Consider the following 22,403-nt stretch of genomic DNA (forward strand, 5'->3'; position numbering starts at 1 on the left):
AAAGTCTTTGCATAATTGCGTCTAATCATAAATTGTTCGTATAGTAGAGAAAATAAAGTTTCAATTCTTTTTGAATGTATAAAACTGAGGTTTGTAATCTTTTTGATTCGATCTTTTCAGTGTTTCTAATCGATATTAACTTCATTAAATAAATCAATATGTTTCAAAAATGAATACATGAACAGATGCTGGACTAATGTTAAAACTCAGGAAAACACCACTTAAAGAACAAACAGCATGAAGTTTATAACCATAAAAAGACATTTACTGAGAAGCACAAAAACCTCTGTTTTGTGCATTATACTAGTGTTCCTTGTAAATTTTGAGCTATTTATACTTGCTATTTTACAAAACTGAAACGGCATACTATCAATGATTAAAACAATTTTCAAATTCATTAAATTCTTTCGCTAATTTGAGGCGAATACTATTAATTTGATATGATAATCTACATTTTCTTCGATTGTAAATACTTCGCTCAATTTTACAACTTACGCTTTAGGAATATTCCGAAATGAATTATTTTCACTATCAATACCCATAAATTCAGTAGTTAAGAAAAGACTTATGAGTTTTAAATCAAATGTTTAGGTCTTCTACATTGATAAATTAAAAGTTTATCTTAGGATATTTTTCATAGAATTTCCAATATTCTTTTATAATTTGCAAGTAAGTTATTCATTGTGAATTTTTTATTGTAAAAACAATTTACAAATTTTCAATCAAATGAACAACTTTATTATTTAATAATCAAAATGCAGAACAGGCTAAAAATATAAACTTTTAATAAAATCTCTAGAATAATTTTGAGGATGAGGAATTTTCAAATAATTGCAATTAACTAAAACTTTATTATAGAATAATATATCAATATCTATTAAACGATCAACGTAACTCTCATTTTCTTTGGGTTTAAAATAGATTCTTCCCATTTTTTGTTCAATATCTTTAATTTTTTTCAAAATCTTAAATGGAGAATAACTTGTATTAATTTCTATTTTTTGATTTAAGAATAAATTAGGTGTAGTAAATCCTTCAGCCTTATTTTCAAGAATATTAGATTCTTTTTTTATTTCGCCTACCTCTTTGTTTATAAGGTTTTTAGCTGTTTCTAAATTATTTTTTTTGTCACCTAAGTTTGTACCAAGTAACAAAATGACTATATTTTGCGACATATAGAGCAAAAGTAATAATAAATTAAAAATGAAAAACTTTTTCGGGAGAGTATTCTCAACAATCATAGGAAATCTATTAACGATTAGTGTATTTGTCATACTACTTTTCGTGTTGATATTTGTTTCAGCATTATCTGCTCCAACAAAAAGTGTGAAAGATGGTTCTGTTTTAGAAATTTCGTTGGAAGATCCAATTATGGAAAGTGATATGGATCGTTCCGTTTCTATTTTTGATATGTCAGAAAGTCCAAATGTTTTTTTACAAGATATTATTCATTCAATTGAAGAAGCGAAGAATGATGATAAAATAAAAGGAATTAGTCTGAAATTGGATAAATTTTCTGGTGGAGCTACGCAAGCGACTGATATTCGTAATGCGTTAGAAGATTTTAAAAAATCTGGAAAATTTGTGTATTCATATTCTAATTCAGGAAGTCAGTTGTCATATTATATAAGTAGTGTATCTGATAAAATTTATCAAAATCCTTTGGGTGGAACTTTATTACAAGGTTTGAGTTCTAATATTATGTTCTTCAAAAATGTAGGAGATAAATATGGTGTAGATTTTCAGGTGATTCGTCACGGACAATTTAAGAGTGCTGTAGAGCCTTATATGAGAACAAATATGTCTGATGAGAATCGTTTGCAATTATCGGAATTATTGAATGATGTTTGGGGTAATGTTTCAACTTCGATTACAAAATCACGTAAAATTTCTCCTGAACAATTTACAACAGTAACAGATAGTTTGTATGCTTTCATTCCAGAAACAGGAAAAGAAAACAAGATTTATGATGTATTGGCTCAAGAAAATGAATATCAAAAAATGTTATTCTCAAAACTTGGTTTGAAAGAAGAAAAATCAAAAACTGATTTTGAAGTTCTTGATAAACATACTATAAAAATGGAAGATTATTTTGAGACCTTATCAAATAAATCTGAAAAAGATAAAATTGCAGTTTTGTATGCTTCAGGAACAATTACTGAAGGAGATGGTTTTGATGGTATTCAATCAAAAACTTATGTAGATGCGATTCGCAAAATCAGTCAAAATGATAAAATCAAAGCTTTAGTTTTACGTGTAAATTCTCCTGGAGGTAGCGCAAATGCTTCAGAAGAAATTTTATATGAATTGATGCAATTGAAAACGAAAATGCCAATTGTTGTGTCTTTTGGAGATGTTGCGGCGTCTGGTGGATATTATATCGCGCAAGCTTCTGACAAAATTTATGCGCAACCAAATACAATAACTGGGTCTATTGGTGTTTTTGGAATGATACCAAATGCGCAAAAATTATTCAATAATTTCGGATTAGATTTTGATGAAGTAAAAACGAATGCAAATGCAGATCAGTTAAAGTCTTTGACGACACCATTATCACCAACAGCAAAAAATACGATGCAAAAATCAATTGTATTGATTTATGGAAAATTCGTAAATCACGTTGCTACAAATAGAAAATTAACATACGAGCAAGTTGATAAAATAGGTGAAGGACGTGTTTGGTCTGGAACTCGTGCAAAACAAATTGGTTTGGTAGATGATTTCGGAAGTTTAGATACAGCAATAAAAGAAGCAGCTAAATTGGCTAAAATCGAAAAATATTCGACAGAGAATTACCCAAAACGAAAAGATTCTTTCGAAGAATTTATGGATAATCTTCAAGGAAAAAATACCGAAGCAGCAATTGCAAAAGAATTAGGGTCGGACGGAATCCGAATTTATAAAGAAATAAAGATGATGAATGAACAAAAAGGTATTCAAGTTAGGCTACCTTACGATATTCAAATTCAATAAAAATCATAAAAAAGGGTTAAAATATTTTTAACCCTTTTTTATTGTTAAAATCTTACTATTTTAGTAAAAATATTTAGATGATTAAAAAATTAAATTCTCTTTTATAATCATCTAAATTTATTATACTTTTGTACATTCATTTTTAATAATACTGAGACATAATCAACGATGGGATTATTTGATTTTTTCACGCAAGAAATTGCGATTGACCTGGGGACTGCTAACACTTTAATTATTCATAATAATAAAGTTGTAGTAGATAGTCCATCTATCGTCGCTATACATAGAAGAACAAATAAAGTTATTGCTGTTGGAGAACAAGCAAAACACATGCAAGGTAAAACGCATGATGATATAAAAACAATTCGTCCTTTAAAAGACGGAGTAATTGCAGATTTTGAAGCTTCAGAATTCATGTTGACAGAGTTCATCAAGAAAATTCCTGGAATTCAAGGGAAGTTATTTTCACCTTCATTACGAATGGTGATTTGTATTCCTTCTGGAATTACAGAAGTTGAGAAACGTGCTGTAAAAGATTCTTGTGCACGCGTTAACGCAAAAGATGTTCGTCTTATTTACGAACCAATGGCTGCTGCGATAGGTGTTGGAATTGATATCACTCAACCTAAAGGTAACATGATTATTGATATAGGTGGTGGTACTACAGAAATTGCCGTTGTTGCATTAGGTGGTATTGTTTGTGACAAATCTGTGAAAATTGCAGGTGATGTTTTTACAAATGATATTGCATATTACTTAAGAACCCATCATAATTTATATATCGGAGAAAGAACTGCTGAACGTGTTAAAATTGAAGTTGGAGCTGCTGTAGAAGAACTAGAGCATGCACCAGAGGATATGCCAGTACAAGGACGTGATTTGATTACAGGAAAACCAAAAGAAATTACTGTAAATTACCGCGAAATTGCACGTGCATTAGACAAATCAATTTTACGCATTGAAGATGGTGTAATGGAAACGTTATCTCAAACTCCTCCAGAATTAGCTGCTGATATTTACAACACTGGTATCTATATGGCTGGTGGTGGAGCTATGTTGAGAGGTTTAGATCAACGTATTTCTAAAAAAACAGGTTTACCAGTTTTCTTGGCTGATGATCCTTTACGTGCTGTTGTTCGTGGAACTGGTATTGCACTTAAAAATATTGATAAATTCACTTTCTTAATGAAATAGAAGAGTAAAGAGCAATGCAATATATTCTGAATGCGATTAGAAGAAATGGAATGCTATTAATTTTTGTCTTTTTAGAGTTAATTGCGTTGTTTCTTGTCTTTAAGAAAAATATTTATCACGAAACTATTCTTGCCTCTGCAAGCACATCGTTTACAGGTTATGTGGATGATAAAATTGCAAAGGTGACAAACTTTATTCATTTACCGAGTACCAATAAAGATTTGATGGACGAAAATGCCTTTTTGCGTGAGCAATTGGTGCATTTAGGTATTAAAGATGCGAAAACTAAAAAGTTTTACAAATCGGATACCTTAGGTTATCATCAAACGTATTCTTTTGTACCTGCAGAGATTGTAAATAACTCGATTATCAAAACGCAAAACCTTTTGATGATTGATAAAGGAACAAATGATGGAATAGAAAAAGGTGACGGAATCATTACAAATAATGGTGTAATTGGTATTGTAACTTTTGCTGGGAAAAATTATTCTCGTGCAATTTCGTTGTTAAACAAGGATATCAATATCAATGCACGTATCAAAGGAAATCAATATTTTGGGACAGTGAAATGGGATGGAAAAGATCCTCGTTATGTTCAGTTATATGAAATTCCGAAATACATCGAAGTGAAAAAAGGAGATATTATCGAAACAGATGGTAAATCACCAGTTTTCCCAGAAGGAATTATTATAGGTAAAGTTGTAAGTAAAGGAATTGATGAAACGGGAGAAATGAAAGTTCAAGTAAGATTGAAACAAGATTTCGCCAATTTAGCTCAAGCTTATGTGGTCACAAACCTTAATAAAGTTGAAATTCAACAAGTAGAAAAATCAGATACAATAACAAGTCCACAGAATGTTCAATAAAGATTTTTTAATCAATATTATCAAGATTATCGTTTTAGCTTTGTTACAAGTTTTTGTGTTCAATCACATCAACTTTTTAGGAAGTTATCAACCATATATCTATATTGTATTTGTATTATTTTATCCGCCTTATCAAAATAAATATGCCTTACTAATCTTATCATTTATGTTAGGATTAATGATAGATATTTTCGAATACACAGGAGGAATTCATGCTTTTGCATTAACACTTATCGCATTTCTTAGAAATCCAATCATCAAACTTTTGGCAGGAAAACAAGATTACGAAATGGAATTTTTCTCTTTCAATTCGTTCAGTTTTGCGCAATGGTTGTTTTATTTGATTATTCTAATTCTTGCACATCATATTATTTTATTACTTCTTGAGAATTTTAAACCATCAGGAATTGGATCTTTGATGCTAAAAGCATTAATCAATTCGGGAATAACTTTTGTGTTTGTCTTTATTTATAAAATTTTATTTAAAAATAAAGTTGGAGTATGAAAAAGTTGATGGTTGTTTATGCACTCATCCTGTTTATAGTGTTTCTATTTATAGGACGTTTGGCGTATTTGCAATTATTTACAGATCGTTATACGTTAAATGCATTTAATACTTCGATCAAACAAGAAATTATTTATCCTAATCGTGGTGATATTCTTGATCGAAACGGAAAATTGTTGGTGAGTAACACATATTCGTACGAATTAGACGTTATTCCAGGGAAATTAATTGACAGTTATGGAGAATATATGAATGGTTTTGATAAACCTAAATTCTCTAAAATGATTGGAATTTCTACACAACAATTTGATTCTATTTTAGATAAAATTGTTACCGCAAAAGATTATAAAAAATTATCGCCTTATCCATTCTTAAAAAATATTTCGCGAGAGAATTTTGCTCGTATGCAAGAACAATTGTACTTGTATCCTGCATTTAGCATTATCAAACGTCCCGAGCGTAAATATATGGTAAATTCTGCCGGAAATATACTGGGCTATATAAACGAAGCCAATCAATCTTATATCAAAACAGATTCTACCTATTATCAACCTGGAGATTTGGTTGGTATTGCTGGTGTTGAGAAATCGTATGAAAAAGATTTGCGAGGAATAAAAGGTGTAAAAAACTGGATTGTAGACCGAACAATGAATGTTGTTGGTCCATATAAAAACGGAGATTATGATCGACCTGTAAAAAGTGGGAAAACAGTTCATTTGACAATTGATTATCGTTTGCAAGAATTGGCAGAACAAATGCTTCAAAATAAACGTGGGGCAATTGTCGCACTTGATCCTAATAATGGTGAAATTTTGGCTTTAGCATCCGCACCTACAATTAATCCAAACGATTATTTGAATACAAAGTTGAGAAGTGCATTAATCAACGATTCTATTGCTCGTCCAACTTATGATAGAGCTTTACAAGGAACTTATCCTCCTGGTTCTACATTCAAAATGGTAACGGCTTTGGCTGGTTTACAAATGGGAACGATGACAGAAAAAACAACATATGTTTGTAAACATGGTTTCCGTTATGGACGTATGCATATTGGTTGTCACTGTGGAATGTATTATACGCCGCAAGGTTTAGAACATGCAATTGGAAAATCATGTAATAATTATTTTTCTGAAGCTTATCGTGATATTGTTCGTAAAGATCCAAATGATTATAGTGTCGGAATTAACGAATGGGCTTCCATTTTGAATAGTTTCGGATTAGGAAAATTTATGGGAACAGATTTACCGGTTGGTAGCAAAGGTCTTATTCCGACAGCTGAGTTTTACGACAATCGCTTTGGAGAAGGTGTTTGGAATCCTTACCGTATTATTTTCAATGGTATGGGACAAGGAGATATTAATACAACTCCGCTGCAAATGGCAAATTATACAGCAATTATTGCCAACAAAGGATTTTTCTATACACCGCATATTGTACATAGTATTGATGGAAAACCATTGACGGATTCTACTTATATGGTGAAAAAAAATACATTGGTTGATCCAAAACATTTTGACATCATTCAACGCGGAATGCGTAATGTATTTACAATGGGTACAGCTCGTAGTTTTGATACAAGTTCTTTTGTACAATTTGGTAAAACTGGAACTTCTCAGAACTCTCATGGACAAGATCACTCATTATTTGTATTGTTTGCTCCAGCAGATAAACCAAAAATTGCGATTGCTGCAATTGTAGAAAATGGTTCTTGGGGTACAACTTATGCTGGACCAATGGCGAGTTTGATCGCAGAATTATACGTAACGGATACAATAAAACGACCTGCGTTAGTGCAACGTATGAAAAATGGTAATCTACAAGGCGAATATCGTCGTCAATGGATAGATTATCTAAAAAGAAAAGGATTATACGTAGAACCTGTAAAAAAGGATTCTATCGGAAATAAAATAGATAGTTTAAAATTTAAAAAAGATTCAACAAAACTAAAACATGAGCCAAAGCAGATTACTAAAAGGAATTGATTGGATTGTACTGATCCTAGGGTTTCTGATAGTAACTTTCGGGATTATGAATGTGTATAGTGTCAATCCAGATTTAGGTGTAAAACAGCTAATTTGGTTTGGACTTGGAATGGTGATGATATTGATTTTGATAATTGCGAGCGGAAACAACCGTAATTTTTTCGAAATTTATAGTCCTGTTTTTTATATCATTTCCCTCGTTTTGCTCGTCGGAGTTTTGATTGTTGGAAAGGAAATTAATGGAGCAAAAGCGTGGTATCGTTTTGGACCTCTGAGTTTGCAACCAGCCGAATTTGCGAAGATTGGTACAGCTTTGTTGATTGCTAATTTTATCAATCATTCAAACGCAAATCTAAAAGACTTAGGTTTTATAGGAAAAATATTGTTGATTATCGCAATACCAGTAGTTTTAATTCTTTTACAACCCGATTTAGGTTCAGTAATTATTTTCTGTTCATTAAGTATTGCCTTGTACAGAGAAGGACTTAATCCATGGATAATTTTAGCACCAATCATATTATTAATCATTTTCTTGATTTCGATTGTACAAATTCCTTTTTACGTTTTATTAGTTTTTGGATTTATAATTCTTACAATAGCTTTATTAATTTTAGCTTTCAATTATAATCAGAATGTAGTTGATGCGATGCATGGTGTTTTAATCGGCTTATCAATTTTCTTTTTATTATTGATTGGAATTTGTTATTTGGTTGAAGATTTATCTGAAGAAACACGCGAATCTTTCGGACATTTATTTCCAATGCGTTCCTTATTTTTCTCAGAACCAATATTTTTTAATACAACTTTCTTTGGATTGATAGGATTCTTTATATCAATTATTCCAGTTTTAATTTTAAAATTAACCGAACAAAAAGAAATTAATGATTCACCATTCAAAACACAATCTGGATTAGCTGCAAATGTTCTGAATTTTAGTATTATTGCGTCTATTGTGTTGTTATTATTTGCAAGCACGGTTAGTTTTATTTCTCCGATCATTTTTGAGAAATTACCCAAACACCAAAAAGAGCGTGTGATGGTTTTGTACGAAGGAGAAGCAAAGTATCGTGATACTTCGGGATATAATTTATTGTATGCAAAAACAGCGATTGGTTCGGGCGAATTATATGGAAAAGGTTACAATCAAGGAACTATTAAAAAAGGAAGGTTTGTACCAGAACAACAAACCGATTACATTTTTACAACAGTAGGAGAAGAGTGGGGATTCATTGGTAGTACAGCCTTGGTGATTGTTTATGCAGTTTTCGTAGGGCGATTATTTTTCTTAGCCGAAATCCAAAAAAATAGATTTGCACGATTTTATGGATATGCAGTCGCCTCTATTTTATTTTTCCACTTTTTTATCAATATCGCAATGGTGATTGGGCTTTTCCCAACGGTTGGTATTCCGTTACCATTTTTCAGCTACGGAGGAAGTTCTTTATGGGGATTCACTATTCTGATCGGAATTTTCCTAATCATTCATTACAAGAACAGTCAAGGATTTATTTAGAATAATAATTCAATAGAATAAAAAAGCTACATTGATTTTCAATGTAGCTTTTTCGTTATTATTTCGATACTTCTAACTCAGAAATATGATGAACTTTCTTAATTAATTTATTGTCTTTATCAACCAAAATTAGAGTAGGAGTAGATTCTATTCCATATTCTGCCGCGATTGGCGAATCCCATCTCAAAAGATCAGTATAATTGTACCAAGGTAATTCTTTCGTAGCATTGTTAAACGCTGTTTGATCATAGTCTAAAGAAATAGCAACAATTTCTCCACCTTTTGATTTGAAGTTCTTGTAAAACTCTTTAATGTGCGGGATTTCTTGTTGACAAGCAGGACACCAAGAAGCCCAGAAAACAATTAATTTTTGATCTTCTTTGATATCATATAATGATTTTTTCCCATTAACAGGTTGAGGAAAAGTGATATTAGGAACTTTACTTCCCACTTGCATAGAAGCGCTTTTTTCCACTTTCTTTTTCAATTGATCTGTTACATTAGAAGTCAAACTTTTTACTTTATCTACATATTTTTTATGAAAATTTGCATATTCTTTTTCAGGAACAAAGTTTAAGATAGTTGTCAATACATTTTGACCTCTTGTCGTTTTGATATCTGTTTTAGCCAAAATTTCGTCTGTAGCAGCAATTAAATTCCCTTCTACATCTTGATTGTTTGCAGCAGCTAATTTTCCATTAATATAAGCAAAAACTAAATCATTAAACATTCCAGATTGCTCCAATCGTATATCATCTTTTACAAAATGATTCACAATTTCATTTAGCGTTTCAGCATCTTTATTTGTTTGAGCTTTTTGTTTCAAATCATTCAACTCATTAATATAGGTAATTAATGGCGAAAAATTTTCGTTACGTTTCAACTCTTTTATACGCTTATCTTCTTTTACCATTGCTGTATAAAATTCATCAGTTGGTTTATACATTTGCATTAAATAAGGAAAAACCTGGTTCTGAATTTCATTTAATGGTTGAAGTGCTAAAACTTTATTGTATTCCTTTTGTGTATTTCCCTCAAAAATTTCAAGTTTAGTAGATATTTCTTGCCCACTAACCGTTTTGAATTTTAGATTTTTGTTATCAGTTAATAACGAAAGATTTTCACCTGTTGGCAAATCAATACGTACAAAACCATTGTATTCTTTTGGAACTTTTACAGAAAAATTTCCGTTGTTATCAGTAATCGCATTGTTGATTAATTTCATTTCGGCATTGTCGAAAATTTTAACCAAAACAGGTTTATTTGCATAATTTTCTATTTGCCCAGAAACATTAAACTGCCCAAAGACAGAACTTCCTAAAACAACAAGCGGCAGTATAAATTTATTTTTCATAGTTTGTTTGATATAAAAAAACCTCAATCTATTGATTGAGGTTTAAAAGTATGAATTTATTTTTTAATTATTAGTCTTTGTTCATATGAATCTATTCCTGCAATTGTTACAGCTGTAACAATTAAAAAAGGTGCATAATCATGAATAGATACTTTTCTAATACCATCCCTATTTCCTGTATTATCTCCGTTCATATTACAATTTTTCCAATCTGAATAAAGGATTTGTAGGTTGGGCGTTAACAGATACATTAATAATGAAAACAAATAAAAAAAACAAGTTAATTTTCAATAATTTTTTCATAGCTAGTTTTATTTGTTAATGGTTTTCTTCGTTAAAGTTTCACCACCTTAATATACAATCTTAACCAAATATAAGGTTGGAATATTATTAATATTTAAATTATAATCTGTATTTGTAGAAATATTGTTTTATAAAATATTTGACGTCCAATTAAATTAAAAATTGAAATATTAGCGGTTGTATTACTTTGCTCAAATTTAACAAAATGACCTCCATTATTTCAATATAAATAGTAGCTTATTTAAATCATTTATATCTAGTGTTTTTGGTGATTGATTCCAATAGAATTCTAAGCGATTATTAATTTTATCGTCAGCTATTTTTTATATATTTATATTGTGTAGAATCACTATAGACCTAAGCAAGTGTGACTAAAGCAAGTAGATTCTTTTTCATAAATTATGTTATTTTTGGTAGGTTTCTATTAAATTAAATAATAATTTTATTACAAATATAAAAATATTTATTAATAAGTTACTATTCAACAGATTATATTATAACTTTTTCTGGTAAATCTTTAATGTTATACATTAAATCAGTAAAGATTTCTTCCGTAACTGCTCGTAATCCTCGAGCTCCTAAACCCAGTTCATTGGCACGGTCTACAATTCTATTTAGGGTTTCGTCCGTCACTACAAGCTCTTTTCCGTCTAGGGCAAAAAGTTTTGTATATTGTTTCATTAGAGAGTTTTTTGGTTCTGTCAAAATAGCTCTCATCGCTTCTTTATCTAATGCTTTAAGATACGTAATAATTGGTAAACGTCCAATTAATTCTGGAATGATACCAAAGTTTTTCAAATCTTGTGCATTTACTTCATCCAAAAGATTTTCGATTTCTTTGTGATCCTCATTCTTGAAACCAATTACGTGTTTCTTCAAACGATCTGCAATGTGTTTTTCTATTCCAGAAAAAGCTCCACCAGCCACAAATAAAATATCTTTTGTATTAACTTCTATAAATTTTTGATCAGGATGCTTACGTCCTCCTTTTGGTGGCACGTTAACAATAGTTCCTTCCAAAATTTTAAGCAAAGCTTGTTGTACACCTTCTCCAGAAACGTCACGTGTAATAGATGGATTGTCACTTTTACGTGCAATTTTATCTACTTCATCAATAAATACGATTCCTTTTTCGGCAAGCTCTACATTGTAATCAGCAGATTGTAAAAGACGCGTCAAAATACTTTCTACATCTTCTCCTACATATCCAGCTTCTGTAAGTACAGTTGCATCAACTATTGCAAACGGAACATTTAATAACTTAGCAATTGTTTTAGCTAATAATGTTTTTCCACTTCCTGTTTCTCCAACTAAAATTACGTTCGATTTATCAATCTCTACATCATTTTCTTTGTCTAGTAATATTCTTTTGTAATGGTTGTATACGGCAACCGACAATATTTTTTTTGCCTGGTCTTGACCAATCACGTAATCATCTAAAAACTCTTTAATTTCTTTCGGAGATTTTAGCGTTAATGGTTTTATCAAATCGTTATTTTCGTTAAATTTCGATTCTTCTAAAACTATACCATGAGCTTGTTCTATGCAATTATCACAAATATTACCGTCGATTCCAGACACTAAAATATTTACTTCGTTTCTGCTTTTTCCGCAAAAAGAGCACTTATTTTCTTCCAATTTTCTATACTTAATTAAGATGCAAAGGTATTTATTTTCTTTTAGATAGAAAATATTTATTTGTTAATTTCTATCAGTATAAATTATGGTAAAATAAAGGATGAAGTTATCTTATTTTAGATTATTGTTTTTTATGTTTCTTTCTTATTGTTTTACAAATTTTTAAGTATTTGTAAACGAAAAAGGATACTCAATAAGTTGAGTATCCTTTTTTTGTATTTTTATTGAATTTAAAATTATTTACGAGGCAATAAAACTTCGTCAATCATTCCATATTCTTTTGCTTCTTGTGAAGTCATCCAGTAATCACGTTCACCATCTTTTTCGATTTGCTCGAAAGTTTGACCAGAATGAGTTGCAAGAATGTCGTATAATTCTTTTTTTAATTTCAAGATTTCCTTCAATGTAATTTCCATATCAGTTGCTTGTCCTTGAGCACCTCCTAAAGGTTGATGAATCATCACGCGAGAATGTTTAAGTGCTGAACGTTTTCCTGCTGCACCTGCACATAATAAAACTGCTCCCATAGAAGCTGCCATTCCTGTACAAATTGTTGCAACATCTGGTTTTACTAACTGCATTGTGTCGTAAATTCCTAATCCTGCATAAACACCACCACCTGGTGAGTTAACATAAATCTGAATATCTTTTGTTGCATCTACACTTTCTAAGAACAATAATTGTGCTTGAATAATATTTGCAATTTGATCATCGATTCCTGTTCCTAAAAAGATGATTCTATCCATCATCAAACGAGAGAAAACGTCCATTTGTGCAACGTTCAATTTTCTTTCTTCAACGATGTAAGGCGTTGTATTTTGGATGTAACTCTCCATATGTAAAGAGCTAATTCCTTTGTCTAACAGCGCATATTTTTTAAATTCTTCTCCTACGTTTTTCATTATTAAATTTAGATTTTAAATGAAAGGTATAAAGAATTTTTTAGAAGTGATTAAGCTTCTGCTAATTCTTTATTTTTTTCTGTAATAATGTCAACAAACTCGTCAAATGTTACTTCTTTCTCGTTCAATTTTACATTGTTTTTGAAGATGTCTAACATTTTGTCTGTAAACACTTGGTATGATAAACGGTTGTATTCTTCTTGATTCTGTAAAGCAGACATTGCAATTTGTTGTAATGTTTCTTCTGGAATAGAAGTTTGACCGTACATTTTTAATTGATCTTTGATTGCAGCAAAAGCAGCTTCTTTTACTTCCTCAGCATTTACTTCTACATTGTTAACTTCAGCAATTTTAGCTTCGATTAATTGGTAACGTAAACCTTTGTCCATTTTTACCAATTCTTCTTTCGCTTGCTCTTCAGAAGTTACATTTTCGTTAGAAGTGATTAACCATTTTGTTAAAAATTCTGTTGGTAAATCAAATTGAACTGTATCTAATAATTTAGCTACAACATCATTGATAATTTGTTTGTCAGATTCTTTGTTGTACATGTTTTCTGACTCTTCTTTGATTTTGTTACGGAAAGCTTCTTCTGAATCTACAGCTCCTTCTCCATAAACTTTATCAAATAATTCTTGATTAACTTCAGCTTTTTCAGCTTTGTTAATTTCTTTGATTGTATACGTAACGTTAGTTCCTTCTTCAGAAACTTCTGTGTTCAATTGTTGTGCAGCTTCTTCAGCAGTGTCAAAAATATCGTTAGAATTTACTTCTACAACATCACCAGCTTTTTTACCGATAAATGCAGAAGCATCTTTCAATTCTTCTAAACGGATAAATGTTGGTTTAGCTTCTTGTCCTTCTACAGCAGCTTCTACTTTCAATACAGCTTCAGCTTCAGCTTCAGTTAAAGATTTTAATGATCCAAAACGAGCAGCGAAATTATCTACATATTTTTGGATTTCGTCGTCAGCAACTTTTACTTTGTAGCTGTCAACTTCTACTTTAGATAAATCAACATCAAATTCTGGAGCTAATCCTAATTCGAAATCAAATGATAATTGATCAGCATCCCAATCAACATCTTTCATTACTGGAACTGGATTTCCTAAGATTGATAATTTTTCTGTGTTGATGTATTCAGATACACTTTTTTGTAAAATTTCGTTAACTGTATCAAAAACAACAGCTTGTTCGTATTGTTTTTTTACAAAGCTCATAGGAACTTGTCCTTTACGGAAACCTTTGATGTTAGCTGTTTTTCTGTATTGGTTTAATACATCAACTACTTTTTCTTGATAATCTGCCTTATCAACAGTTACAGTTAATACTGCGTTTAATTTGTCTGTTGTATTTTTAGTAATATTCATCTACCTTAAATTTGGAGTGCAAATGTATAAATTATTAATGATTTTTAATAGTAAAAAGTAATATTACAATCAATTCATTCACTATAAATTAACAATTCGGATGGAATCTTATCAAATACTTGATATTTTGATTTTAGATGGAATGATTGAATTGATTATTTACTACTTTTCTGAGGTGATATTTTCAACAATTAAGCCATTTGATTTTTGCTGACACAATGACATAAAAAAATCCAGAATATACGTTCTGGATTTTCAATATTTCGAAAATTTAATTTCTTATAATTCTCCGTAATTTGCGTAAGATTCGTCAAAAACAAAATCCTCCATAAATTTAGTTGTGTAATTACCCGCGATAAAATCTGGATTATCCATCAACTGTAAGTGGAAAGGAATCGTTGTTTTGATACCTTCGATATAAAATTCCCCTAACGCACGTTTCATTTTTGCTATTGCTTCTTCACGCGTTTGTGCAGTAACAATGATTTTTGCAATCATAGAATCGTAATTTGGTGGAATTGTATATCCAGCATAAACGTGTGTATCAACACGAACACCGTTACCACCAGGAATATTAATATTTGTAATTTTCCCTGGAGAAGGGCGGAAGTCGTTATAAGGATCTTCTGCATTGATACGACACTCGATAGAATGTCCTTTTGGATAATAGTTTTGACCAGAGATTGGCTCACCATCCGCTAACATAATTTGTTCACGAATTAAATCGAAACCTGTTACTTGCTCAGTAATTGGATGCTCTACTTGGATACGAGTATTCATTTCCATAAAGTAGAAATCTCCGTGTTTGTCAACTAAGAATTCAATTGTGCCAACACCTTCATAACCTATATATTCACAAGCTTTAACTGCTGCATCTCCCATACGTTGACGTAATTCGTCTGTCATGATTGGAGAAGGGGTTTCTTCTGCTAATTTTTGATTACGACGTTGAATAGAACAGTCACGTTCTGATAAGTGACAAGCTTTACCGTTTTGGTCACTTGCAACTTGAATCTCGATATGACGTGGTTCTTCGATTAATTTTTCCATATACATTCCGTCGTTACCAAAAGCTGCAGCAGCTTCTGTACGAGCAGATTCCCATGCGTGTAATAAATCTTCTTCTTTCCAAATTGCACGCATACCTTTACCACCACCACCGGCAGTAGCTTTCATCATAACTGGGTATTTAATTTCGCGCGCAACTTCTAAGGCTTGCTCATAGCTTTCTAATAAACCATCAGAACCTGGTACTACAGGAACACCAGCTTCTTTCATAGTAGCTTTCGCATTGGCTTTATCTCCCATACGCTCGATATTTTCTGCAGAAGCACCGATGAATTTGATTCCGTTAGAAGCACAGATTTTAGAAAAAGTTGAGTTTTCAGATAAAAACCCGTAACCTGGGTGAATAGCATCCGCGTCAGTAATTTCTGCAGCCGCGATGATGTTAGCCATTTTTAGGTACGAATCTTTACTTGGAGCAGGACCAATACACACAGCTTCGTCAGCGAAACGTACGTGTAATGAAGTCTCGTCTGCTTTAGAGTAAACGGCAACCGTTTTGATTCCCATTTCTTTTGCAGTACGTATAATACGCATTGCAATTTCACCTCTATTAGCGATTAATATCTTTTTAAACATAATTTTTTAGATGTAATTGATTAAGCTGGATCAACTAAGAATAATGGTTGATCGTACTCAACTGGACTAGCGTCGTCCACTAAGATTTTTACAATTTTTCCAGAAACTTCTGATTCGATTTCGTTGAATAGCTTCATTGCTTCAACAATACATAAAACTTTACCTGGAGCAATAGCATCACCTACATTAATAAAAGGTTCTTTACCTGGTCCTGCAGCACGGTAGAAAGTACCAATCATAGGAGATTTAACTGTAATTAAATTACTATTTTCTTCTTCTGTTGATGTTGTAGAGTTATTTGCTGGTGCAGCTGCTGACGCTTGAGGAGCGGCAATTGGAGCTACAGGAGCTTGTGGTACATAAATTTGTTGAGATGCAACTTGTGCAGGTACGCTTGCTAAAGTTTTGATTTTGATTTCGATGTCATCTTGTTTGATGCTTACTTCAGCAACTTCTGCTTTTGATACGAATCTAATTAAATTTTGAATGTCTTTAATGTCCATATAATGCGGTTTTTTATTTGACCTTTTATGTTTGTTTTTTATAAAACGATTTCAAAGGTATTGAAAAAAAAATAAAAAAAGCTGTTTCTTTTTAGAAACAGCTTCAAAATCTTTCGAAGATTATATTATTCAGTAACTTCTTGTACTTTCTCTAATACTACTTTACCTTTGTAGTATAATTTTCCGTCAGACCAGTGAGCTCTGTGATATAAATGTGCTTCACCTGTTGTTTTATCGATTGCTAATTGTGGAGCTTCGATTTTGTAGTGTGTTCTACGTTTATCTCTTCTTGTTGACGACTGTCTTCTCTTAGGATGTGCCATATCTAACTACTTTTTTTTCTTTATTTCTATAATTTATTTTAATAATAAAAACCAATTAAGGTTTCAAATCTTTCAATTTTGCCCAACGAGGATCAATGTCGTTATTATCGTCATCGTCATCATTGTTGTTGTCTTCATCGTAATGCTCGTATTCTTCATCTTCGTCTAATTCGTAAATGCTGTATTGGTCTAACAATTCAATCATTTCAGAATCGCTTTTGCCATTCAAGACATCGGGATGAATTCGTTTTGTTGGTACTGATAACATTGCCAATTCATAAAGAACTTGCGCAACGTTGATTTGGTATTCCTCTCTTGGAATTACCCACATTTCAAAATCAGTATCGTCAAACTCGTTTCCAAATTTAACAATTAATTCTGCATTATTTGAAATTTCTTGTTGAAACAATTCTCCAGTCAAATCACAAGGGACTGTAATGTCTCCTTTTAAGCTGATTTCTAACTCAAGCATTGTTGATTTTTTATCTAAAATAATTGTTGCAATTAAATTAGGATTGTCAAAATCTTGCTCAATTTCAAATAAATCAAAGAACGATTGTGATAATTCGAATGTAAAATCACTCTTACCAAAAGGCAAGCTTGTAAATACAATATTATAATTTTTTAACTTGTCCATACCACAAAAAGGTGTGCAAAGATAATCTAATTTATTTAAAATTAATAGCTCTTTGCAACTTATTTTAAATTTTTATTCTTTATTATCGCCTTTTTCTAATTTTAGAGGAATATGTTGCAATACATTTTTTGTTAGCTCTTGGTATTCGTTTCGATTTTTATATAATTCGATCGCTGAAAAAATAGCTTCCTTAAATGATTCTTCGTTTGCAATTCCTTTTCCTGCGATGTCGTAAGCCACACCATGATCTGGCGAAGTTCGTACAAATTTTAATCCAGCTGTATAATTAACGCCTTCATCAAAACTAATTGTTTTGAATGCCACCAATCCTTGATCGTGATACATGGCCAAAACCGCATCAAAAGCGTCTAAATTACTTGGATTGAAAAAACTATCTGCCGAATAAGGTCCAAAAACTAATTGATTTTCGTTAATGCAACGCTCGATAACTGGCGAAATAATTTCTTTTTCTTCTGATCCTAACAGACCATTGTCACCTGCATGAGGATTAAGACCTAAAACTGCAATTTTTGGTTTTTCGATGGCGTAATCTTCAATCAAACTTTTATGAATTTGTTGAATTTTTGCATAAACAGATTTTGGATTAATTTGTTTTGCAACTTCGCTAATCGGAATATGTTGCGTTACTAAACCAACTCTCAATTTTTCTGAAACTAAGAACATCAAAGGTTTTCCTCCCCAAACATCTCCTAAATATTCGGTATGACCTGGGAAATGAAATTCTTCGGACTGAATATTATCTTTATTAATTGGAGCCGTTACCAAAACATCAGTAAAACCATCTGAAACAGATTTTGCAGCCGCTTTTAATGATTGATAAGCGTGTTCACCAGCTTCTTTGGTTACTTTACCATAATGTACATCAATTTGATCTTTCCAAAGATTAACCACATTGATTTTTCCGTCTACAATTTGATTCGCATCTTGAATACCTTGAAAATTGATTCGGTCAAATTTTAAACGATCTTTTTGATACGATAATAATTTGGTTGAACCGAAAATAACAGGCGTAAAAAACTCTGTTATTTCTTTTTCTTGTAAGGTTTTTAAGATAACCTCAATTCCGATTCCGTTATAATCACCAATCGAGATGGCAACTCTAATTTTTCTATCTTTTTCAGACATAATGTTAGTTTAATATGATTGGCTGGATGGTTTGTATTTTTTTAAAAATCTTTTGTAAATTAAATCTACAATTAAACCTCCAATCCATGATGAAAAGAATAAAACTGGACAGATCGCAATTTCGTACCAAGTTGGGTGATAAGGCGTGATAAGAACGTCGCCTAATGCAACGATTAACACAATAAAACCTACAAACATCGTGTAAGCTTGTTTAGCTCTTCTTACGATAAGTGCTGTTATAACACCTCCAACTAAAGCTGCAATTCCACTAATTGCGAGCATTGATCCAAAAAATTGAACTTCGAATTTTTTTCCTTCTTGGTGCGAAAAGTATTTGATGATGTGTCTCCATTCCGGAAAAACTTTGTTGTCCCATCCCAATCTATCCGCGTTGTATATAAGACCAAATTGTATGATAGCGTAGATAACAGCTAATCCTACTATTACAGCAATTGTGTTTCTTAATACAGTTTTGTCTTTTAGCATAATATTTTATTAGTCTGCAATAGCGATTACAGAAATTTCAACATTTACGTCGCGTGGTAAACGAGCAACTTCTACACATTCGCGTGCAGGATAATTTTCGTCATTAAAATAAGAAGCATAAACTTCGTTAACTGCGTTGAAATCATTCAAATCCTTAACAAAAATTGTTGTTTTTACAACTTGGTCAATTGTTGTTCCGCCAGCTTCTAAAATTGCAATTACATTTTTCATTACTTGATGAACTTCATCTTGAATACCTGTTGTAACCAATTCATTTTTTTCTACATTGAAAGGAATTTGTCCTGATGTGTAAATAAATCCGTTGTATTTTACACCTTGTGAATAAGGTCCAATTGCTTGTGGTGCTTTTTCTGTATGAACGATTTGTTTTTTCATATTAATATTTTTTTAGTAATTAAGTCTTGATCTATCGTTGTATTTTAAATCTTGTAAGATTGATGCTTTGATTCCGATAAAGAAATCATAACTTTTATATGTTCCCATTGGTGTCCAGTTGAATGATAAGGTAAAGCTTCGTAAATCTCTTTCAAAACCAAAACGTACATAAGTTATTTCACTTTTGATGAAATCGTAAGTTGCATTTGCAGAAATTGCCCAATATGGTGTTGGCGAAATTTTACCATTCATTGCAATAGAACCTGTGCTACTTCCTTTTCGTTCTGTTCCTTTGCTATAATTATAACTTAAATTAGCTGTTAAACTCCAAGGAATAGCAAATTGCGCATAATTATCGCTGTCATAATAGAAATTTTCATCACGAACTGTTCCACGTTTTTTATAGTTCTTGGCATCGAAACGTTTTCCGCCAAATGTACTATTGTCAAATGTATAACCAGTTCCTAATGTCATATTCGAAATACGAAGATTTCCTAAGCCAAGTTCATCAATGTATTGAGCAACTTCACTTCCTTCAGCATTCATGTAACGTTGAATTTTATATGGATTAACAGTTGACGAAAATTGTACGTTTACTTTTCTATCAAACAAAGATGTCATTCCGTTAATACTGATTGGAGAAAGTTTAAATTCATCTGCAGAGAAGTTATAAGATGAACTCAAACGTAAATATTCAAATATCTTTACTTTTTTGAAACCTTTCGGGTCATTTGCATCTTTTACTTTCATCTCTAAGTTGTTCGAAATTCCAAAGTTTAATGAATTTGTCAAACCAGGAATTGATACACCATACAACATGTTTTGATATTGATTGTACCAAACTTCTTCTTGATTTTGGTTTTGATAAGCTTTGTAATATCCCCAAGATTGACTTTGGAAATCCGGCGTATAACTATAACCAATAGATGGTGTAATCACGTGCTGAATTCCTAAAATCTTAGCATCTTTATTTGGATTAAGATATAATCCATAAATATTAGTTGAAACAGAAGCATTGAAATTAAATGTTCGATATGAATTGAATCCTTTCAATGTTGTGTCCTCTATTTTTCCGTTAACAGAATTGTAATTTTTAATCAAACGATTATCACCCCAAACTTCATTATAGTCAGAAGAAAGTGTTAATGGGAAATAATTAGCAAGTGTAATACCTGTCTGCAAACCAATTTTGTGATTCGCACCCATTCGCATTTGATCTTTCCACATTTTGTCTGTAAAGATGTCTTTGTCGTTGGTGTTAACTTCATTTCCAGCTTGCATACTATACGTTAAACCAAGATTCTGAATTAAACCTTCTTTTGGCATATTTTTCTTTGCAAACGGGAAAATACGAGACATAGTCAAGTTGAAACGAGGAAATGCAATGTTAATATCTCCAGTATTGTAATTTTGAGAGTGCGACATACTCAACTGAGCTGTTAGTGGAGCATTCTCAAAGTTTTTTGTTAAGTTAATAGACGAGTTAACGTTGTTTGTAAAAACTTGTCCAGTATTAATGTATTGATTTCGTACAGATTCACGGTAATATTTCGAACTCGAAAAGTTAACATTGGCATTGAATAACCAATATGGATTTGCTTTCGGATCTTGGCTATGTGACCACATAACACCAAACATACTTTGTTTAGAAAAGGCATTAGAGCCTTCTGTAAGACCTTTGATACCAGTTAAGCGATTTTCTACATTCGCTGCAAGTCGCCCATTGTATTTGTAACGTTTTTTATAGGTAGACTCGGCTCTAGTAGCCCAACTACCTTTTGTATAGATATCTCCCGAAAGTTTTAAATCAAAATTATCTCCAAATGGAACATAAAACCCTAAATCTTCGATAAAGAAACCAAGATTTGTACGCTCACCTGGGCGAGGCATCAAAATACCTGCGGCACGTTTTGCACCCATCGCTGGGATGTAACCAAATGGCAATGCTAAGGGCGTTGGTACGTCATAAATCCACATATTGATAGGTCCGGTAATTAATGTTTTCTTACCATTTTTATCAATCATTTTTCCTTCTTTGGCGCGAAGAAAATAATCTGGTCGAGTATCTTTTCCTTCTTTAAAATAAGTATCCGTTGTAAAATCGGCACGTTTTAACAACATTACCGAATCATTGACACGCTTCGCTTTATCAGCAATGATGATTCCATCTTCTTGCGTCATGCGAATGTTATATGCAATTCCAACTTTCGTTTTGAAATTTACTTTGAAAGCATCTTGCAAAATTTCTTGTTGACCTTGTGTAAACTTAGTTTTTTCAATAATATTCCCAATAGAATCGCGCTTACCTTCGGCATATACATCACCTGTATCCCAATTTAGTTCGATATAATCTGCATCAATAGTCATATCGCCGTAAACTACATGTGCCTTACGCAAAAGGTAAGTCATACGTTTTTTACGATTATGTATTTCGTCCTCGGAATTGTGCTCTACCACAAACTCTAATTTCTCTTTTACAGGGATAATAGTATCTAATTTTACAGAATCAGAAACTATCTTAGAGTGATCTTTATCGTTATTATTTTGCTTAACTTGTCCAAAAGAAACGGTGCAAACCATAACTGGACTAAAAAATAAAATCGATTTAATTGCCTTTGTAAACAAATTGAAAAACTTATTTTTTATAAATTGCGTCAAAATTAATCAA

At 31.7% G+C, this 22,403-nt stretch carries 20 protein-coding genes and 1 pseudogene; 6 read left to right on the plus strand and 15 right to left on the minus strand.

The annotated features are described in order from the left end of the window. Together B3M86_RS13945 and folK are read right to left on the minus strand one after the other, a co-directional pair. Positions 1-631, minus strand: a pseudogene (locus B3M86_RS13945) (transposase); the annotation flags it as partial. 136 nt (positions 632-767) lie between these two features. Next, entirely contained in the window at positions 768-1,274 is a 507-nt protein-coding gene (gene folK / locus B3M86_RS07165) for a 2-amino-4-hydroxy-6-hydroxymethyldihydropteridine diphosphokinase (protein WP_291071828.1), read from the minus strand. Between the two features lie 10 nt (positions 1,275-1,284). Here folK and sppA point away from each other — a divergent pair, with 10 nt between their 5' ends. The 6 genes from sppA (at position 1,285) to rodA (ending at position 9,033) form a co-directional block, all read left to right on the plus strand. Then, on the plus strand, positions 1,285-2,973 hold the full coding sequence (sppA, locus tag B3M86_RS07170; protein WP_291078997.1) for a signal peptide peptidase SppA: 1,689 nt from the start codon (positions 1,285-1,287) through the stop codon (positions 2,971-2,973). Between the two features lie 168 nt (positions 2,974-3,141). Next, positions 3,142-4,167: a rod shape-determining protein gene (locus tag B3M86_RS07175; protein WP_019975837.1), complete on the plus strand. Its 1,026-nt coding sequence runs from the start codon at positions 3,142-3,144 to the stop codon at positions 4,165-4,167. Positions 4,168-4,181: 14 nt separating this feature from the next. After that, a complete protein-coding gene (mreC, locus tag B3M86_RS07180) occupies positions 4,182-5,033 on the plus strand; it encodes a rod shape-determining protein MreC (protein WP_291048797.1) in 852 nt (283 codons plus the stop codon). Then, positions 5,023-5,538, plus strand: a complete 516-nt coding sequence (mreD, locus tag B3M86_RS07185) for a rod shape-determining protein MreD (protein ID WP_291048795.1) — start codon at positions 5,023-5,025, stop codon at positions 5,536-5,538. Before mreC ends, mreD begins: the two co-directional genes overlap by 11 nt. Then, a complete protein-coding gene (locus B3M86_RS07190; RefSeq protein WP_291048792.1) occupies positions 5,535-7,520 on the plus strand; it encodes a peptidoglycan D,D-transpeptidase FtsI family protein in 1,986 nt (661 codons plus the stop codon). Before mreD ends, B3M86_RS07190 begins: the two co-directional genes overlap by 4 nt. Further along, on the plus strand, positions 7,489-9,033 hold the full coding sequence (gene rodA / locus B3M86_RS07195) for a rod shape-determining protein RodA (protein WP_291048789.1): 1,545 nt from the start codon (positions 7,489-7,491) through the stop codon (positions 9,031-9,033). Before B3M86_RS07190 ends, rodA begins: the two co-directional genes overlap by 32 nt. 58 nt (positions 9,034-9,091) lie before the next feature. Here the strand turns inward: rodA and B3M86_RS07200 are convergent, their stop codons facing one another. The 13 genes from B3M86_RS07200 to B3M86_RS07260 form a co-directional block, all read right to left on the minus strand. Continuing rightward, the gene (locus B3M86_RS07200; protein ID WP_291059229.1) at positions 9,092-10,387 is read right to left on the minus strand and encodes a TlpA family protein disulfide reductase; all 1,296 of its coding nucleotides are present in this window, start codon (positions 10,385-10,387) and stop codon (positions 9,092-9,094) included. A gap of 56 nt (positions 10,388-10,443) precedes the next feature. Continuing rightward, positions 10,444-10,581 (minus strand): hypothetical protein, encoded by a 138-nt coding sequence (locus tag B3M86_RS07205; RefSeq protein WP_286494681.1) that lies wholly within the window; start codon positions 10,579-10,581, stop codon positions 10,444-10,446. A gap of 598 nt (positions 10,582-11,179) precedes the next feature. Then, the gene (gene clpX / locus B3M86_RS07210; RefSeq protein WP_280062867.1) at positions 11,180-12,328 is read right to left on the minus strand and encodes an ATP-dependent Clp protease ATP-binding subunit ClpX; all 1,149 of its coding nucleotides are present in this window, start codon (positions 12,326-12,328) and stop codon (positions 11,180-11,182) included. 236 nt (positions 12,329-12,564) lie between these two features. Further along, positions 12,565-13,230, minus strand: coding sequence for an ATP-dependent Clp endopeptidase proteolytic subunit ClpP (gene clpP, locus B3M86_RS07215; RefSeq protein WP_038331995.1), 666 nt, complete (start codon positions 13,228-13,230; stop codon positions 12,565-12,567). 50 nt (positions 13,231-13,280) lie between these two features. Then, a complete protein-coding gene (locus tag B3M86_RS07220) occupies positions 13,281-14,600 on the minus strand; it encodes a trigger factor (protein WP_180905001.1) in 1,320 nt (439 codons plus the stop codon). Between the two features lie 279 nt (positions 14,601-14,879). After that, a complete protein-coding gene (gene accC, locus B3M86_RS07225; RefSeq protein WP_291076653.1) occupies positions 14,880-16,244 on the minus strand; it encodes an acetyl-CoA carboxylase biotin carboxylase subunit in 1,365 nt (454 codons plus the stop codon). A 20-nt stretch (positions 16,245-16,264) separates the two neighbouring features. Then, entirely contained in the window at positions 16,265-16,747 is a 483-nt protein-coding gene (gene accB, locus B3M86_RS07230) for an acetyl-CoA carboxylase biotin carboxyl carrier protein (protein WP_125348723.1), read from the minus strand. 125 nt (positions 16,748-16,872) lie between these two features. Next, entirely contained in the window at positions 16,873-17,070 is a 198-nt protein-coding gene (rpmF, locus tag B3M86_RS07235) for a 50S ribosomal protein L32 (RefSeq protein ID WP_019975824.1), read from the minus strand. Between the two features lie 55 nt (positions 17,071-17,125). Continuing rightward, entirely contained in the window at positions 17,126-17,707 is a 582-nt protein-coding gene (locus tag B3M86_RS07240) for a YceD family protein (protein WP_125348725.1), read from the minus strand. A gap of 72 nt (positions 17,708-17,779) precedes the next feature. Beyond that, positions 17,780-18,853, minus strand: coding sequence for a 4-hydroxythreonine-4-phosphate dehydrogenase PdxA (gene pdxA / locus B3M86_RS07245; protein WP_291048771.1), 1,074 nt, complete (start codon positions 18,851-18,853; stop codon positions 17,780-17,782). Between the two features lie 9 nt (positions 18,854-18,862). Then, positions 18,863-19,339, minus strand: a complete 477-nt coding sequence (locus B3M86_RS07250; protein ID WP_125348729.1) for a hypothetical protein — start codon at positions 19,337-19,339, stop codon at positions 18,863-18,865. A gap of 9 nt (positions 19,340-19,348) precedes the next feature. Next, positions 19,349-19,735, minus strand: a complete 387-nt coding sequence (locus B3M86_RS07255; RefSeq protein ID WP_125348731.1) for a RidA family protein — start codon at positions 19,733-19,735, stop codon at positions 19,349-19,351. 12 nt (positions 19,736-19,747) lie between these two features. After that, positions 19,748-22,315, minus strand: coding sequence for a putative LPS assembly protein LptD (locus tag B3M86_RS07260; RefSeq protein ID WP_291078999.1), 2,568 nt, complete (start codon positions 22,313-22,315; stop codon positions 19,748-19,750). Positions 22,316-22,403 lie beyond the last annotated feature (88 nt).

It is taken from the genome of Empedobacter sp. UBA6305 (assembly GCF_002440405.1).
Taxonomy (GTDB): Bacteria; Bacteroidota; Bacteroidia; order Flavobacteriales; family Weeksellaceae; genus Empedobacter; species Empedobacter falsenii_B.